The organism is Streptomyces sp. NBC_00289 (assembly GCF_041435115.1).
GTDB lineage: Bacteria > Actinomycetota > Actinomycetes > Streptomycetales > Streptomycetaceae > Streptomyces.
The window spans coordinates 8,050,881-8,067,479 of record NZ_CP108046.1 but is presented as its reverse complement, the minus strand read 5'-3'; the positions used below and the strand labels follow the sequence as shown (position 1 = coordinate 8,067,479).

The 16,599-nt window shown below is 72.5% G+C and carries 15 protein-coding genes and 1 pseudogene; 4 read left to right on the top strand and 12 right to left on the bottom strand.

From position 1 onward, the window contains the following. Nucleotides 1-149 precede the first annotated feature (149 nt). The 5 genes and pseudogenes from OG985_RS36505 to infC all read right to left on the bottom strand — a co-directional run bounded on the left by OG985_RS36505 (nt 150) and on the right by infC (nt 3,875). Nucleotides 150-1,304, bottom strand: coding sequence for an ATP-binding protein (locus tag OG985_RS36505; protein WP_371672650.1), 1,155 nt, complete (start codon nt 1,302-1,304; stop codon nt 150-152). A gap of 51 nt (nt 1,305-1,355) precedes the next feature. Then, nucleotides 1,356-2,216, bottom strand: coding sequence for a TrmH family RNA methyltransferase (locus tag OG985_RS36500; RefSeq protein ID WP_371672649.1), 861 nt, complete (start codon nt 2,214-2,216; stop codon nt 1,356-1,358). A 147-nt stretch (nt 2,217-2,363) separates the two neighbouring features. After that, a complete protein-coding gene (gene rplT, locus OG985_RS36495; protein WP_020132316.1) occupies nt 2,364-2,747 on the bottom strand; it encodes a 50S ribosomal protein L20 in 384 nt (127 codons plus the stop codon). Between the two features lie 97 nt (nt 2,748-2,844). Next, on the bottom strand, nt 2,845-3,039 hold the full coding sequence (gene rpmI, locus OG985_RS36490; RefSeq protein ID WP_019065473.1) for a 50S ribosomal protein L35: 195 nt from the start codon (nt 3,037-3,039) through the stop codon (nt 2,845-2,847). A 130-nt stretch (nt 3,040-3,169) separates the two neighbouring features. Next, nucleotides 3,170-3,875: pseudogene (gene infC / locus OG985_RS36485) on the bottom strand (translation initiation factor IF-3). A gap of 379 nt (nt 3,876-4,254) precedes the next feature. Here infC and OG985_RS36480 point away from each other — a divergent pair. After that, the gene (locus OG985_RS36480; RefSeq protein ID WP_371672648.1) at nt 4,255-4,623 is read left to right on the top strand and encodes a DUF1844 domain-containing protein; all 369 of its coding nucleotides are present in this window, start codon (nt 4,255-4,257) and stop codon (nt 4,621-4,623) included. 51 nt (nt 4,624-4,674) lie between these two features. Here the strand turns inward: OG985_RS36480 and OG985_RS36475 are convergent, their stop codons facing one another. After that, nucleotides 4,675-5,406: an SseB family protein gene (locus OG985_RS36475; protein ID WP_371672647.1), complete on the bottom strand. Its 732-nt coding sequence runs from the start codon at nt 5,404-5,406 to the stop codon at nt 4,675-4,677. A gap of 150 nt (nt 5,407-5,556) precedes the next feature. Here OG985_RS36475 and OG985_RS36470 point away from each other — a divergent pair, with 150 nt between their 5' ends. After that, complete coding sequence (locus OG985_RS36470; RefSeq protein WP_371672646.1) at nt 5,557-6,600, top strand: serine hydrolase; 1,044 nt, start codon at nt 5,557-5,559, stop codon at nt 6,598-6,600. A 12-nt stretch (nt 6,601-6,612) separates the two neighbouring features. Here the strand turns inward: OG985_RS36470 and mycP are convergent, their stop codons facing one another. Together mycP and OG985_RS36460 are read right to left on the bottom strand one after the other, a co-directional pair. Then, the gene (mycP, locus tag OG985_RS36465) at nt 6,613-7,836 is read right to left on the bottom strand and encodes a type VII secretion-associated serine protease mycosin (protein WP_371672645.1); all 1,224 of its coding nucleotides are present in this window, start codon (nt 7,834-7,836) and stop codon (nt 6,613-6,615) included. Continuing rightward, nucleotides 7,833-8,684, bottom strand: coding sequence for a hypothetical protein (locus OG985_RS36460; protein ID WP_371672644.1), 852 nt, complete (start codon nt 8,682-8,684; stop codon nt 7,833-7,835). The genes mycP and OG985_RS36460 overlap by 4 nt, the downstream gene beginning before the upstream one ends. A gap of 139 nt (nt 8,685-8,823) precedes the next feature. Here OG985_RS36460 and OG985_RS36455 point away from each other — a divergent pair, with 139 nt between their 5' ends. Then, nucleotides 8,824-9,183, top strand: a complete 360-nt coding sequence (locus OG985_RS36455) for a hypothetical protein (protein WP_371672643.1) — start codon at nt 8,824-8,826, stop codon at nt 9,181-9,183. A gap of 300 nt (nt 9,184-9,483) precedes the next feature. On the opposite strand, the gene OG985_RS36450 is transcribed toward OG985_RS36455, so the two are convergent. Beyond that, nucleotides 9,484-9,654, bottom strand: coding sequence for a hypothetical protein (locus OG985_RS36450; RefSeq protein WP_371672642.1), 171 nt, complete (start codon nt 9,652-9,654; stop codon nt 9,484-9,486). 2,149 nt (nt 9,655-11,803) lie between these two features. On the opposite strand from OG985_RS36450, the gene OG985_RS36445 reads away from it, so the two are divergent. Next, the gene (locus OG985_RS36445; RefSeq protein WP_371672641.1) at nt 11,804-13,006 is read left to right on the top strand and encodes an amino acid deaminase/aldolase; all 1,203 of its coding nucleotides are present in this window, start codon (nt 11,804-11,806) and stop codon (nt 13,004-13,006) included. A gap of 20 nt (nt 13,007-13,026) precedes the next feature. Here OG985_RS36445 and OG985_RS36440 read toward each other — a convergent pair whose 3' ends face one another. The 3 genes from OG985_RS36440 to OG985_RS36430 are packed head-to-tail and all read right to left on the bottom strand — an operon-like array spanning nt 13,027 to nt 16,567. Further along, complete coding sequence (locus OG985_RS36440) at nt 13,027-13,818, bottom strand: 3-oxoacyl-ACP reductase (protein ID WP_371672640.1); 792 nt, start codon at nt 13,816-13,818, stop codon at nt 13,027-13,029. Further along, nucleotides 13,815-15,194 carry an aldehyde dehydrogenase gene (locus tag OG985_RS36435; protein WP_371672639.1) on the bottom strand — a complete coding sequence of 460 codons (1,380 nt, stop codon included), beginning with the start codon at nt 15,192-15,194 and terminating at the stop codon, nt 13,815-13,817. Before OG985_RS36435 ends, OG985_RS36440 begins: the two co-directional genes overlap by 4 nt. An 8-nt stretch (nt 15,195-15,202) precedes the next feature. After that, on the bottom strand, nt 15,203-16,567 hold the full coding sequence (locus tag OG985_RS36430) for a glutamine synthetase family protein (RefSeq protein ID WP_371672638.1): 1,365 nt from the start codon (nt 16,565-16,567) through the stop codon (nt 15,203-15,205). Nucleotides 16,568-16,599: the final 32 nt, after the last annotated feature.

Here is a 16,599-nt window from a genome sequence, read left to right as displayed (position 1 = left end):
TTCCCGTGCTTCCGATTGGCTGGCTGGAGGTCCCCGTCACCGACTCGTCGTGACCGGTACGCGGACGGATCGTCTCCGTCCGCGGGACGCAAAGGTGCCAAAGGCCGAGTCTAACGGGGTGGGGGTGGGCGAATGCGCCCGCGGGCTGCTCAGGTCAGATAGGCCGGAGTGCTCACGGGCAACGTAAATCGGAACTCGGCGCCGCCGACGGGGGCGCGGCCGACCGTGATGGTGCCGCCGTGGGCCTCGACGATGCCCTTGACGATGTACAGCCCGAGGCCGGTGCCGCCGCGCTTGCTGCCCCGCCAGAAGCGGGTGAAGGCGCGGTTCATGGACTCCTCCGGGATGCCGGGTCCCTCGTCGCTCACCGTGACCGACGTGGCGGTGTTCTCGCCGGTCCCGCCGTCCTCGCCTTCCCGCGGGGACGCCGAGGGCGTGATGTCGATGGTGACGGTTCCCTCGCCGTGGCGCACCGCATTTTCCAGCAGGTTGCTGAGCACCTGGTCGACCTTGTCCGGGTCGGCCCACAGGGCGGGCAGCGGATGCTCGACGCGCAGCAGGAACCGGTCGGCGGCCAGTCCCGCGGCGACGTACGCCTGGATGTGCCGTCCGACGGCGGCTCCGATGTCGACGGGCTGGCGGCGCACCTCCAGCCGTCCGGAGTCGATCCGCGAGATGTCGAGGAGCTCGGCGATGAGGCGGGTGACGCGGTCGGCGTCGGCGTCGACGGTCTCCAGCATGAGCCGCTTCTGGTCGTCGGTGAAACGCTCCCACTTGGCGAGCAGGGTGGCGGTGAAGCCCTTGACCGAGGTCAGCGGTGAGCGCAGCTCGTGGGCGACGGTGGCGATCAGTTCGGCATGACTGCGTTCGGTACGGCGGCGGGCCTCGGTGTCGCGGAGGGAGACGACGACGCGCCGGACCGGACCGGTGGGCTCGGCCCGCACGTAGCGCGCCGACACGAGGACCTCCCGCCCGCCGGGCAGCAGCAGGTTGCGCTCGGGCTGGCGGAACCGGATGGCGAGCCCGCCGTACGGGTCGGTCAGCTGCCACCAGCGCCGCCCTTCCAGGTCCTCCAGCGGCAGCGCCTTCTCGAGCGACTGGCCGAGGGCTTCGGCGGCGGGGACGGCGGTGATGCGCTCGGCGGCGGCGTTGAAGGTGACGACCCGGCCGTGTGCGTCGGCGATCACGAGCCCGTCGGGCAGGTCGTCGGGGTCGATGCCGTGGCCGCCGGGGTCGTCGTGCCGGAGCCGGTCCGGGTCCCGCGCATCCCGTGCTCCCGGTGCGCTGCTCGTGCCGACACTCATCCCCGTACCCCACCTCTCAGACGGCGCAGGGCCCCCGAGCTGGTCACCCTACTAGCTCTCGGTGACGGAGCGGCACCCTCCGGAGGCGCGCTGTGCACGGGCTGACGCATAGAGACATACGGCGGCGGCGGTGGCGAGGTTCAGACTTTCGGCCCGCCCGTGGATCGGAACGCGCACGACGGCGTCCGCGAGCGCGCGGGTCTCCTCCGGGAGCCCCCACGCCTCGTTGCCGAACACCCACGCGGTCGGCCCGCCCATGGTGCCCTGGTCGAGTTCGTCGTCGAGGTCGTCCGTACCTGCTCCGTCGGCGGCGAGGATCCGCACCCCGGCCTCCTTGAGCCCGGCCACGGCACGCTCGACGGGCACGCCGACCGCGACGGGCAGATGGAACAGGGAGCCGACGGAGGCGCGGACGGCCTTGGGGTTGTAGAGATCGACCGAGGCGTCGGTCAGTACGACGGCCTCCGCGCCGGCGGCGTCGGCGCAGCGCAGCACGGTGCCGGCGTTCCCGGGGTCGCGGACGTGCGCGAGGACGGCGACGAGCCTGGGCCGGGCCGCGAGGATCTCCTCGAAGGGGGTGTCGAGGAACCGGCAGACGCCGACCAGGCCCTGCGGGGTGACGGTCGTCGAGATGTCCTCGATCACCTGCTCGGCGGCCAGGTGCACCCGGGCTCCGGCTGTCCGGGCCTCCGCCACGATGTCGGCGTACCGCTCGGCGGCCTCGACGGTCGCGAACAGTTCGGTGAGGGTGCCGCCCTCGCCGCCCCGGTGCCGCGCCGCCTCCCGCACGGCCTGCGGGCCCTCCGCGAGGAACAGCCGGTCCTTGCCCCGGAAGTTCCGCTTCGCGAGCCGCCGCGCGGCGGACACCCGGGAGGAGCGGGGAGAGATCAACTCGGGGGTGCCGGGGGGCATGCTGTTCACCTTCGAAGGACCACTTTCCGCTGTTCCGCTGTCCGGCTTTCCGCTGTCAGGCTTTCCGCTGCCGCTGAAACACCGCGGACCCGCAGGCCGGAAGCCTACGGGTCCGTCAGATCACGCCGGCCCGGGGCCGACGCGCGATCACGCAGCCTTGGGCGCGTTCACGTCGGCCGGCAGAGCCTTCTGGGCGACCTCGACCAGCGCGGCGAACGCGGTGGCGTCGTTGACGGCCAGCTCGGCCAGGATCTTGCGGTCGACCTCGATGTTCGCCGCGTTCAGACCCTGGATGAAGCGGTTGTAGGTGATGCCGTTGGCACGGGCAGCGGCGTTGATGCGCTGGATCCACAGCCGACGGAAGTCGCCCTTGCGCTTCTTGCGGTCGTTGTAGTTGTAGACCAGCGAGTGGGTGACCTGCTCCTTGGCCTTGCGGTACAGGCGCGAACGCTGACCGCGGTAGCCGGAGGCCGCCTCGAGGATCGCCCGGCGCTTCTTGTGGGCGTTGACTGCCCGCTTGACGCGTGCCACTTGTTTAACTCCTTGTAGCGGGGCCGTGGTTGGACTCACACGACCCGGAATCGATTGGGTCCCGGTCAGAGATCAGGCGCGTGTGACGCGCCCGACGTCACTTGCCGAGAAGCTTCTTGATCTTCTTGGCGTCGCCCGGGGCCATCTCGGCGTTGCCGGTGAGGCGACGCGTCACGCGGGACGACTTGTGCTCGAGCAGGTGGCGCTTGCCGGCGCGCTCACGGAGCACCTTGCCGGAGCCGGTGATCTTGAAGCGCTTGCTGGCACCGCTGTGCGACTTGTTCTTCGGCATAGCGCCGTTCTCTCCTCGTCGGTGGCGCTCCGGTGCCCGGTCGTGAAACCGGGCACGGTGGAGCGTCGCTCTCGTATCGGGTGGGGTCCCGGACTCGCGTCCCGGAGTTCCGGGGCGTGCGCCCGTGGGGTCAGGCTTCGGCAGAAGCCTCGGCCGGGGCCTCGGCGTCCAGCTCTACCGCGTCGTTCTCTTGCTCGAGCTCGTCGCTTTCCGCGGCGTTCTGCGAGCGACCCGGGTTGGCCTTCGCGTCGGCCTTGCGGGCTTCCTGCGCCTGGCGGGCCTCGGCCATCGCCTCGGTCTTCTTCTTGTGCGGACCGAGAACCATGATCATGTTTCGGCCGTCCTGCTTCGGATTCGACTCGATGAAGCCGAGGTCCTGGACGTCCTCCGCGAGGCGCTGCAGCAGTCGGTAGCCCAGCTCGGGCCGGGACTGCTCGCGACCACGGAACATGATCGTGATCTTGACCTTGTCGCCCTGCTTGAGGAACCGGACGACGTGACCCTTTTTGGTGTCGTAGTCGTGCGGGTCGATCTTCGGCCGGAGCTTCATCTCCTTGATGACCGTGTGCGCCTGGTTCTTGCGCGCCTCACGGGCCTTCATGGCCGACTCGTACTTGAACTTCCCGTAGTCCATGAGCTTGCACACGGGCGGACGGGCGGTAGCCGCCACCTCGACCAGGTCGAGGTCGTACTCCTGTGCAAGTTCCAGGGCCTTGGCAAGCGGAACAATCCCGACCTGCTCGCCGCTGGGTCCGACAAGTCGCACCTCGGGAACACGAATCCGGTCGTTGATGCGGGGCTCGGCGCTGATGGATCCTCCTCGGTTAGCACCACACGGCGGTCTGGCGGACGGCCGCGTATGTCTTTGTGACGTAGACCTAACCGCACCGAAGCACAAAAAATGCCCCGATCGATCACAGGCGGGGCTCCAAAACAGTACCGGAGCACCGCCGCGGTGACCGCGGGGCGCACATTCGGGCGACTCCATCGTCCGTACGGAACGATGGGGGCCGCCTGACCGGGTGACCCGCCGTCCCGGGGGACGGTCAGGTGGGAGAGTGGAGCCTCCACTTGTGGGCCGAACACTTCGACGTGCGTCTCAGACATCCGGCCGGTCGTTACACAAGGTTAGCAGTTCACCGACGCGTGCGCTAATCCGGTGTCGCCCGCCTCCTGCTGTCAAGGGGACACGCTCCGGGCCCTATCGTGTCCTGCATGAGTGACACCTCCCCCTCGGGCACCCCCGAGTCGCCCGACTTCGACGACATGACCCGCGACATCGCCGAGGTCCCCGCCGTCGAGGTGATCGTGACGGTCGCCGTCAACCTGATGAGCGCCGCCGCCGTGAAGCTCGGTCTGACCGAGGAGGGCGACAAGTACAAGGACCTGGACGAGGCCCGCAAGCTGGTGCACGCCCTCGCCGGGCTGCTCGACGCGAGCGCGACCGAGATCAGCTCCTTCCACGCGGCCCCGCTGCGCGACGGCCTGAAGTCGCTCCAGCTGGCGTTCCGCGAGGCGTCCCTCGTCCGGGACGAGCCGGGCCAGGGACCGGGCGAGAAGTACACGGGCCCGATCTACGGCTAGACACGGCGTGCGCCGTCCGTGAGGCCTTCACGGCCCCGGCCGACCGCTCGATCAGCCGCGTACGTACAGGGGCTCGCCCGGTGGCGTCGCCTCGGCCGGCAGCAGCGCCAGGTCGAGGCCGCGCACCAGGCGGGCCCGCAGTGTCTCGTCGGCGGCGAGGCGCTCGGCCACCGTGCGGGCGGCCTGCGCCGGGGGCGCGGCGGGGTCGAGCACGAGGGCGAGGGTGCCGTCGGCCTCCCCGGGGCCGAGGTGGGCACGCAGTACGCCGGGCTCGGAGGCCACCACGGCACGTACCGCGTCGAGTACGGCCGGGTCGGCGAGCGGATCCGTCGTCGCGCGTCCCTCCGCGAGCGCGAGCAGGGCGGGCCCGGTCAGCTCGTAGGGCACCGGTCCGGCGAGGTCCAGCACGACGGTGTCCGCCTTCTCGTGCGCCGCGGCCTGCAGCGCCTGGTGCAGCGGTACGGCGACCGGGCGGGCCTGCGGGTCCCAGCGGGCCAGCGAGTCGGTGGAGGTGAAGGCGGGCAGCGCGGTGCGGTGTCCGGCCTTCAGGGTCGGTACGGCCATGTCGCTGGTCTTCTCGCGGCGCAGCCCGTTCTCGTCCTCCTCGACCTCGCCGAGCACGGCCACGACGGGAACGAGCAGCCGGGCACCCTTGAGCGCCTCCAGGACGGGCCCCACGGCGGTACGGTCCTCGGCCCAGGCGGCGAGCGCCGCGCTCAGCCGGGGATCGGCGGAGCCGTCGTCGTCGGGGAAGCCGGAGTCGGGAATGTTCTTGTTCGCCACGGTCACCGACCCTATAGGGGGGATGCTGCTGCGCTTGTGCGGCCCCGGAAACCTGCCGGTCACCACTTTCACGGGTTTTTCAGACTTCCCTGACACACATCTAACGTCCGTCTAACGCCCCGCACAGTCGCCGCCCCGAGCATCGCGGACATGGAGTCCTCCAGAGTCCGCCGTGCCCGCCGCGCTCGTGTCTCCCGCCGTCGTGCCCTGCTGTACACCGCCCTCGCGACCGTCGCCGTCGTGGGCGCCACGGCCGGTGGGACCGTGTACGTACAGGCGCAGGCGCACACCGGAACGGGCACCGTATCGTCGTCGACGGCTCCGTCGGCCTCCCCCTCGGCCACGGCGGACAGGGAGGCATCCGTGGAACCGGTGGCAGAGCCGACGGTGGACCGGGACGCGCTGCTGGCCGACGCCATGGCGTCGGTGGGCGTCACGGGCGACGCGAAGGTGTCGGTCGCCGTTCTGGACCTGGACTCCGGCGCGAGCGCCGCGTACGGGGACGGCGCCTTCGACACGGCGAGCATCGTCAAGGTCGACATCCTCGCCACGCTGCTGCTCCAGGCGCAGGACGCGGACCGGCACCTGACGGCGAGCGAGAAGGCGTACGCCACCGCGATGATCGAGAACAGCGACAACGCCTCCGCGTCGGCCCTGTGGCGGATCATCGGGAAGGCGGCCGGCCTCGCCGCGGCGAACGAGCGCTTCGGACTCACGGACACCGAGGGCGGCGACGACATGCTGTGGGGGCTCACCCAGACCACGGCGACCGACCAACGCGCCCTTCTCCAGCAGGTGTTCGGGGTCGGATCGAAGCTGAGCGCGGCCTCTCGGACGTATCTGCGGGGGCTGATGGGGCAGATAGCCACCGACCAGCACTGGGGCGTCTCGGCCGCGGCCACCGGTTCGGCGTGGGCTCTGAAGAACGGCTGGCTGGCGCGCAGCGCCACCGGGCTGTGGGACATCAACAGCATCGGCCGGGTGACGGTGGGGGGCCACGACTACCTGGTGGCCGCGCTGTCAGGCGGAAACGCGACGAAGGCGAAGGGGATCTCGCTGGTGGAGGCGGCGGCGAAGGCGGCGGTGTCGGTGTTCACCGGGGACACCGAAACGACTCCCACTGCCGGCGCCTCGGCGACCGCGTCCGCCTCTACGTCCGCCTCCGCGGTCAGGTCCGCTTCCGCCGCCGGCTGACCGGAGCGGCGCCTAGAAGTCGTCGTCGTGCACGACGTGCACGTGCTGGGTCCGGCGGCCGCGCCACACGACCACCGCCGCGACCAGGAGCAGCCCGCCGAAGCCGCCCGCGAGCGGGGCGGCCCAGCTCGCGGTGTCGTCGTCCGACGGGGGCGCGTCGGGGCCCGAACCGAAGTACTTCTTCCCGTACGCCGCCGCCCGCAGCCCCTCCGGATCGAGGCGGCCGGCCGCCTCGAGGGCGGCCGCCGGGTCGACGAAGCCGAAGCCGCGGGAGTCGTCGCGGCCGCCGGTGGGCGCGTCGCGGGCCGTGTCCTCGAGGAGCTTCTTGATCTGGGCGGGGGTCAGTCCCGGGTGGGCGGCCCGGACGAGGGCCACCGCGCCGGAGACGAAGGCGGAGGCCGCGCTGGTGCCCCAGCCCTCGTAGTACTTGTGGTCGGGGTCGGCGATGACGACGCCGACGCCGGGGGCGCTGACCGTGGCGTACCAGCGGCGGGTGGAGAAGGAGGCGCGGGTGCCGTAGCGGTCGACGGCGGTCGCGGCGATCACGCCCGGGTAGGCGGCCGGGTAGGAGATGTGGTCGCCCTTCTCACCGCCGTTGCCCGCCGAGGCGACGACGGCGGCGCCCTTCTTCAGGGCGTACTGGACGGCTTCGTCCTCGGAGGGTTCGGGGTGGGCGGAGGCCGAGTCGTCGCCGAGGGACAGGTTGATGACGTCCGCGCCGTGGTCGGCGGCCCAGCGGATGCCGTCGGCGAGGGCGTTGCTGCGGGTGCTGCGGGCCTTGCCGCGGGCGGAGTCGCCGTCCTCGAGGATGACCCGGACGGGCAGGATCCTCGCCTCGGGGGCGATGCCCATGACACCGTCAGCGTTACCGGAACCGTGTCCGTGACCTGCGATGATGCCGGCCATCGCGGTGCCGTGGCGGGCCCAGGCGCGTTCACCGCGTACGGCGCCGAAACCGATCATGTCCTTACCGGTGAGGACGTTGCCGGTGAGGTCGGGATGGTCGTCCTCGACGCCGGTGTCGAGGACCGCGACGGTGACGCCCTTGCCCTTGGTGGTCCGCCAGGCGTCCTGGGTGTGCATCGCGCCGAGGGCCCACTGCTGGGCGCGGATGCTGTCGGCGTGCGCGACGGTGGGCGGGACCAGCGCGACCGAGGCCGCGAGGAGGACGCTCAGGAGACCCGCCCGGCGGGTCGCGGGGCGCCGGAGACCGGCCCGGCGGGTGGTGCGGCTCATGAAGGCTGCTCCGTGGGCGAGCTGACGGTCTTGCGCAGGGTCCGTTCGACGCGGTCGGCGAGGCCCTGCGCCTCGTTGCCCAGGCCGGCCTGGGCGAGGGCCGTGGTGGCGCCGGAGGCCATGGCGTCCTGGGCGGGCAGCGGCTTGTCGACGGTACGGCCGTCGGCCCAGCCGGAGACGGCGTAGGCGACGACGGGGGCGTCGGTGAGGACGGAGACGGTCCAGGAGGCCCGCTGTTTCGGGCCGAAGTTCGCGGCCACGGTGTCCTTCGCGGCGTACGGGCGGGGCATGAGGTCGGTGCGGCGGCCGAGGCCGTCGTTCTGAAAGCGGGTGGCCAGCGACTGCATCGCGGCGGCGTCGCCCTTGGTGAACAGCAGGCCGACGGTGGTGACGTAGCTGCGGGTGGCGTCCGTGTAGGTGGCGCGCAGGAGCCGGCCGCAGCCGACGGGCGCGAGCGCCTTGCGCAGGAGCGGGTCGAAGGCGTTGCGGCAGCCGCTGTCCGGGGCGACGGCGATCCGCGTCCAGGTCCGGTCGGCGCCACCGGGGCCCGCGCCCTGTCCGTCCACGGTGGGCGGGAAGAGCTGGTCCACCGGAACGCTGTGCCACAGGCCTCCGGCCGTCGCGAACGAGCCGCGGTCCTGGCTGTCCCCCGGCTCTCCCGAAAGCCAACTCCCGGTCACGGCACCGCCGATGAGGCCCAGTCCGAGCACGAGGCAGGCGGTGACCACGGCGATCCGAGGCCGGAAACGGGCACCGAACGGGCGGGGCCGCACCCGCTCGTCGTACCCCTCGGGCTCCCCGAACGAGACGACGGGCCGCCCGGCACCGACCCCCTCGCCCGGCACCATCGGCGCACTCCAGGACAACGCCGGATCCGGAGCCGTGGAGGAGCCGTGACCGCCGACTGGACCACGGGGTGGGGCGAGTGGCGGCGGTGGCGTATGCAGACCGCTCACGGAGTCGTCGGGCGGCGGGGGGACGAGCGGAGTGCTCGGCGAGTGGGCGGGTGCGGATGCGGATGCGGATGCGGCGAGCGAGTTGCTCGGCGAATGGGCGGGAGCGGGCGAGGCGAGCGGGCTGCCCGGCGAATGGGCGGGGGCCGGGGAGACGAGCGGAGTACTCGGCGCATGGCCGGACGCGGGTGAGGCGATCCGGCTGCCCGGCGAACGAGGGGGCGCGGGCGAGGCCGGCGGACTGCTCGGCGCGTGGGCGGGGGCCGGCGGGACACGAAGACCGTTCGCGGAGGCTGCGGGGGCCGAAGTCGTCCGGGAGCTGCTCGCGGGGGCGGGGGGTGCCGAGGGCGGACGGGAGCCGCTTCCCGGCGCGAGCGGGCTCCACGGCGTGTGAGGACCACTCGCTGGGTCGCCGGGCACCGGAGAAGTGCGCGGACCGGTCGCGGAGGCGGCGTCCGATGAAGGCGAGCGGGGACCGCTCGCCGGCCCGAGCGGAGTCCACGGCGTATGCGCGCCGCTCGTGAAGTCGTCCGGCGACGGAGGTGAGCCGGGGTGTGAGCCGGGGTCCCTGGCGGAATCGACGGACGCGGAAGGCGAGCGGGGACCGCTGGTTGGCCCGAGCGGGCTCCACGGCTCGTGCGCACCGTCCGTCGAAGCGGAGGACGCCGACGGCGTACGCGAACCGGTCACGGAATCAGCCGACGCCGACGGCGAACGAGGACCACTCGCCGGCCCGAGCGGGCTCCACGGCTCGTGCGCACCGTCCGTCGAAGCGGAGGACGCCGACGGCGTACGCGAACCGGTCACGGAATCGGCCGACGCCGACGGCGAACGAGGACCACTCGCCGGCCCGAGCGGGCTCCACGGCGTGTGCGCATCGCTCGCGAAGTCGCCCGGTGCCGAAGGCGAGTTGAGGCCGTTCGGGGGCGCCGCGGGCGTTGAAGGGGCATCGGAGCCGTTGGTGGGCGCGGAGGGCGCCGACGGCGTGCGCGGTCCGCTCGGGGGCTCCGCAGGCGCCGACGGCGTGCGACGGCCATTCGTCGGGGCACTGGTCGCCGTCGAGGCCTCCGGGTGCGGACCGGTGCCGGGCTCGGTGAACGTGCCGGGGCGGCTGTCAGGTCTGCGCGGGCCGGTGATGCCAGGGGTGCCGGAGCCGGATGCGGACGAACCAGGTGTGGCAGCACCGGGCTCGGACGAAGCCGGCGCGGACGGGCCCGGTGCGGTGTCCGGCTTGGGCGGGACGCCGTTCGAGCCAGGGTTGGCGTAGGACTCGGTGCGCGCGGAGTTCCTACCGGCGTCCGGTGAGCTGGGCGCGGCCTGGTCGGGGTGGGGCACGGACCCGGGAGCCGGGGAGCGTTCCGAACCCGAGGGCGGCTGCGCCGGAGTCGGGCGCAGGCGGAACACCGGTTCCGGCGCGCTCCGCGCGGGCACGTCGGTACGTCGTTGCTGCGCCGGGGGTCGATGGCTGGGCCGGGGCGGTACGACACCGGGCACGGGCGTCGTGGGGTCGTCCTCCCGCGTTTCGCGGTTCGCGGCGGGAGGCGCGTCCGGAAAGCGGGCCGAGGCTTTCGGCGGGGGCGGGGACGAGGGCCCGGTGTCCTGACGGGACGCGGTCCTCGGGCCGGGGAAGTACGGCCGGGAGTGGGTGGGCGGACCGGACACGGGGCGGCTCTCGCCCTCCGTACGGGACCGCCGTGGCGACGGGACATCACCGGAACCGTCGTCGGCGGAAGTCTGCACCGGCGCACGCGAACCGTCCGGGGCGGCCGCGCGCGAACCAACGGAGGCCGGGGGCTGCGCACTTGCGGACGCCGAGGCCCACGAGCTGCCCGAGCCCGGCCCCCACGAACCACCCGGGCCCTGCCCCTGCAACTGTCCCTGCCCCTGCCCCTGCCCCTGCCCCTGCGATCGGTCCGAGACAGACGACCGTGAACCACCGGAGTCAGGCGCATACGAACCACTGGGGGCCGGCGCCTGCGAACCACCGGAGCCAGGCGCATACGAACCACCGGCAGCCGGTCCATACGAACCACCGGAGGCCGGGAGACGCGAGCTGCCGGAAGCTTCCGCCGGTGAACCGCCGATCGCCTGCCCTCGCGTACCGTCCGAGGCCACCGCGCGCGAACCGCCGGAGGCCTGCCCGCGCGTACCGTCCGGTATCGGCGCCCACGCGCTCCCGGAGCCCGGTGCCTGTGAGGCGTCCGGGGCCGGCAGCCGTGCGTCACGAGCGTCCGGCACCCGCTGCCCCTCCGAAACCGGCCCCGGCGAGCCGTCGGGATCCCGCACCGGCGAATCGTTCGACCCCGGCGGGCGCGCGAGGTCAGGTACCGGCGTCCGTGAAGGATCCGGGGCAGGGGCACGCGCAGCGTCAGGGACCGGGCCGTCGGCCCTCATGTCCGGAGTCGGACGTGTGTCGCCCGACCCGGTTGTGGGGTAGTGCGTGGGAGACCCGGCGCGCGGCGCCGAATGCCTCGGCGACCCCGTGGGCGCCCCCGTGGACAACGCGGGGGCATTGCCTCGCGGTGTGTGCGGTGAGTCACGTTTCGCGAAGGCCTCCCACCGCACGGCACGCTCCGCGCCCGCTGCGGCTGTCCGACCGGCACGGTCCGTACCCGCTGCGGCTGCGCGACCGGAACGTTCCGCCGGGTCGGAGCCGGGGCGGTCCGTCTCGTCGGCCTGGCCCTCGCCGGCCGTCGGCGGCTGTTCGGGTCGTGGGGGGATGGAGGCGCGCCGCGCTTCCGTGCTCATGCACCCCCCGTTTCCTCGTGCCCGGGCCGTCTCCTCGTACGCGGGCCCTTCTCGCCCGTGGCCCGCGGACTCGGCCGTCCCGGACACGCATACCCGCGCGGGCGGAGCGCCATCCCGGCGTGAGCCTGCGGCCGGGGTCGTTCGTCCGTGCGTGCGCGTCACTCTACGGGTTGCCCCCGGTCGAGCGGGAACCAGTCCACGAGCCCGGGGCTTCTGCCCGGAACGTCCCCCTACCCTGCGGTAATCCTGTCTGGCAGGCTTCGTTCATGACTGCGCGCGCCGCCGACAGGGCCCGTTACGACCGGGCCACCGCCCATCTCGACGCCCCGCTCGCGATCGTGGACCTGGACGCCTTCGACGCCAACGCGGACGATCTCGTCCGCCGGGCCGCCGGCAAACCGATCCGCGTCGCCAGCAAGTCCCTCCGCTGCCGGGCCCTGCTCGAGCGTGTCCTCGCGAAGGAGGGCTTCGCGGGCATCATGTCGTTCACCCTGGCCGAGTCGCTGTGGCTGGCGCGTTCCGGATTCGACGACGTCCTGCTCGCCTATCCGACGGCGGACCGCGCCGGGTTCGCGGAGCTGACCGCCGATCCCAAGCTCGCCGCCGCCGTGACCGTCATGATCGACGACCCGGCGCAGCTCGAACTGATCGACGGGGCACGGGTGGGCGGACGTGAAGTGGTGCGGGTGTGCCTGGAGTTGGACACCTCGCTGAAGCTGCTGGGCGGGCGGGTGCGGGTCGGCGCCCTTCGTTCGCCGCTGCACTCCCCCGCGCAGGTGGCCGACCTGGCACGGGCGGTGAACCGCCGGCCGGGGTTCAAGGTCGTCGGGATCATGGGATACGAGGGGCACATCGCCGGCGTCGGCGACGCGGTCGCCGGCCGGCCGCTGCGCTCGCGTGCCGTGCGGCTGATGCAGTCGACCGCCCGCCGGGAGCTCGCGGAACGGCGCGCGGAGGCGGTCCGGGCGGTCCGGGCCGTGGTGCCCGACCTGGAGTTCGTCAACGGCGGTGGCACGGGCAGCGTGCAGCACACCGCCGCGGAGGACGCGGTGACGGAGATCGCGGCCGGCTCCGGGCTGTACGTGCCGCGGCTGTTCGACAACTACACGTCGTTCAGCGGGCGTCCGGCGGCCCTGTTCGCGCAGCCCGTCGTACGGCGGCCGGGGGTCGGCGTCGTGACGGTCCTCGGCGGCGGCTATCCGGCCTCCGGCGCGGCCGGGCCCGACCGGCTCCCCGTGCCCTACCTGCCGGAGGGCCTGCGCTACGACCCCCAGGAGGGGCCCGGCGAGGTGCAGACGCCGCTGCTCGGTTCCCCCGCCGACGACCTGCTGATCGGCGACCGGGTGTGGTTCCGGCACGCCAAGGCCGGTGAACTGTGCGAACGGTTCGACACCCTGCACCTGATCGAGGGGGACGCGGTGACGGAGACCGTCCCGACGTACCGCGGGGAAGGCCACACCTTCCTGTAGCGCGGCCCTCCCACCACCCGCTACAGAGGCGTGACGTACGCGCCCGAGATCCCGCCGTCCACCAGGAAGTCGCTGGCGTTGACGAAGGACGAGTCGTCGCTGGCCAGGAAGGCGACGGCGGCGGCGATCTCCTCGGCCTCGGCGAACCGGCCGAGCGGGATGTGCACGAGCCGGCGTGCGGCGCGCTCGGGGTCCTTGGCGAACAGCTCCTGCAACAAAGGGGTGTTGACCGGCCCGGGGCACAGGGCGTTGACCCGGATGCCCTCCCTCGCGAACTGCACGCCCAGTTCCCGGGACATGGCGAGCACGCCGCCCTTGGAGGCGGTGTACGAGATCTGCGAGGTCGCCGCGCCCATGCGGGCCACGAAGGACGCCGTGTTGATGATGGAGCCCCGGCCCTGGCGCCGCATGTAGGGGATGGCGGCCTTGCAGCACAGGTAGACGGAGGTGAGGTTGACCTCCTGGACGCGCTTCCATGCCTCCAGGCCGGTCTCCAGGATGGAGTCGTCGTCGGGCGGGGAGATACCGGCGTTGTTGAACGCGATGTCGACGCTGCCGTAGGTGTCGAAGGCCGCCTGGAACAGGGCCTCGACCTGCTCGGGGTCGGTGACGTCGACCTTCACGAAGATGCCGCCGACCTCCTCGGCGACCGCCTTGCCGCGCTGCTCGTCGACGTCGCCGCACACGACGTGTGCGCCCTCGGAGGCGAGCCGGCGCGCGGTGGCGAGGCCGATGCCGCTGCCGGCGCCGGTGATGACGGCGGTGCGGCCGACCAGGCGGCGGCAGATGATGTCGTCAGTCGATGCGGTCACTGTGCGGGGCCCTCCGTGCTGATGAAGACGTTCTTGGTCTCGGTGAAGGCGGTCAGGGCGTCCGGGCCGAGTTCGCGGCCGATGCCGGACTGTTTGAAGCCGCCGAAGGGGGTCCAGTAGCGGACGCTGGAGTGGGAGTTGACGGACAGGTTGCCGGCCCGGACGGCCTGGGAGACGCGCAGGGCGCGGCCGACGTCCCGGGTCCAGATGGAGCCGGCGAGGCCGTAGTCGGTGGCGTTGGCGAGGGCCACCGCCTCCGCCTCGTCCTCGAAGGGCAGGACGACGGCGACCGGACCGAAGACCTCCTCGACTGCCACGCGCGCGCGGGGGTCGACCTCGGTGAGGACGGTGGGCGGGAACCAGAAGCCGGGGCCTTCCGGGGCCTTGCCCCGGATGCCGGGCGCGTCGGCGTCGACGTACGAACGGACGCGCTCCAGCTGGGACCTGGAGATGAGCGGGCCCATCTGGGTGTTCTCGTCGGCCGGGTCGCCGACCAGGACGGACTCGATCGCGGGGGCGAGGAGGTCGAGGAAGCGGTCGTAGGCGGTGCGCTGGACGAGGATGCGGGTGCGGGCGCAGCAGTCCTGGCCGGAGTTGTCGAGGAAGGCCATCGGAGCCGCCGCGGCGGCGGCCTCGAGGTCGGCGTCGGCGAACACGATGTTGGGGCTCTTGCCGCCGAGTTCGAGGGTGACGCGCTTGAGGAGGGCGGAGCCCCTGGCCAGCACCTGCTTGCCCACCGCCGTCGATCCGGTGAAGACGATCTTCGCGATCCCCGGGTGGTCGACGAGCGCGGTGCCCGCGACGGGGCCGTGCCCGGGCAGCACCTGGAAGAGTCCTTCGGGAAGGCCCGCGTCCAGGGCGAGTTCGGCGAGCCGGAGCGCCGTCAGGGGGGTCGTTTCGGCCGGCTTGAGGAGGACCGCGTTGCCCGCCGCGAGCGCGGGCGCGGTGCCCCAGGCGGCGATCGGCATGGGGAAGTTCCAGGGCGCGATCACCGCGACCACACCGAGCGGTTCCAGGATCGTGAGGTCGAGACCGCCGGGGACCGGGATCTGGCGGCCGGTCAGCCGCTCCACTCCCCCGGCCGCGTAGTCGAACAGGTCGCGCACGTTGCCCGCTTCCCAGCGGGCGTTGCCGAGGGTGTGTCCGGCCTCGCGGACCTCCAGCCGGGCCAGTTCCTCGAGGTGTTCGTCCACGGCGGTGGCGAACCGGCGCAGCAGCCGGGCCCGGTCACCCGGTGCGAGCGCGGCCCAGACGGCCTGTGCCCTCGTGGCACGTACGACCGCCGCGTCCACGTCGGCGGCGGTGGCACCGGGGACGGTGGCGACGACCTCCTCGGTCGCGGGGTTCAGTACTTCCAGGGCGTACTCGGCAGACACGGAGGGCCTCACATGCGTTCGAAGGAGCGGCGCAGCTCCCAGTCGGTGACCGCGGCGTCGAAGGCGTCCAGTTCGACGCGCGCCATGTTGCGGTAGTGCGCGACGACCTCGTCGCCGAAGGCCGCCTTGGCGATCGGGCTGTTCTCCCAGAGCTCGGCGGCCTCGCGCAGCGTGGTGGGGACGTGCTCGTACTCGGCGGTGTAGGCGTTGCCCGCACACGCCTCCGGCAGTTCCAGCTTGTGCTCGATGCCGTGAAGACCGGCAGCCACCAGTCCCGCCACCGCGAGGTGCGGGTTGACGTCACCACCGGGGAGCCGGTTCTCGAACCGCATCGAGCGGCCGTGGCCGACCACGCGAAGCGAGCAGGTGCGGTTGTCGTAGCCCCAGGCCACGGCGGTCGGGGCGAAGGAGCCCGGCTGGAACCGCTTGTAGGAGTTGATGTTCGGGGCGTAGAGCAGCGAGAAGTCGCGGAGCGCGGCGAGTTGTCCGGCGAGGAAGTACCGCATGACGTCCGACATACCGCCCGGACCGTCCCCGGCCATGGCGTTCGTGCCGTCCTGGTCCGCGAGGGAGAGGTGGATGTGGCAGGAGTTGCCCTCACGCTCGTTGTACTTCGCCATGAAGGTGAGCGAGACGCCCTCCTGGGAGGCGATCTCCTTGGCGCCCGTCTTGTAGATCGCGTGCTGGTCGCAGGTGATCAGCGCCTCGTCGTACTTGAACGCGATCTCGTGCTGACCGGGGTTGCACTCGCCCTTGGCGGACTCGACGGTGAGGCCGGCGGCCTGCATCTCGTTGCGGATGCGGCGCAGCAGGGGTTCGATGCGGCCGGTGCCGAGGACCGAGTAGTCGATGTTGTACTGATTGGCCGGGGTGAGGCCGCGGTAGCCGGTGTCCCAGGCCTGTTCGTAGCTGTCCTTGAAGACGATGAACTCGAGCTCCGTGCCGACCTGGGCGGTGAAGCCGTGCTCGGCGAGCCGCTCCAGCTGGCGGCGGAGGATCTGCCGGGGCGCGGCCACCACGGGTGATCCGTCGTTCCAGGCGAGGTCGGCGATGAGGAGGGCGGTGCCCTCGTTCCAGGGGACGCGGCGCAGGGTGCCGAGGTCGGGGTGCATGGCGAAGTCGCCGTAGCCGCGGTCCCAGGAGGACATGGCGTAGCCGTCGACGGTGTTCATCTCGGCGTCGACGGCCAGCAGGTAGTTGCAGCCCTCGGTGCCGTCCCGGAGGACGTCGTCGAGGAAGAAGCGGGCGGCGAACCGCTTGCCCTGGAGCCGCCCTTGCATGTCGGGAAAGGCCAGGACGACAGTGTCGATCTCACCGCCTGCGACGAGGGCGTGCAGCTCCTCGACGCCGAGCGGGGGTGTGCGGTCTGCCACGGGAAAGCCTCCTTCGGCTTCTACGGTCAGCC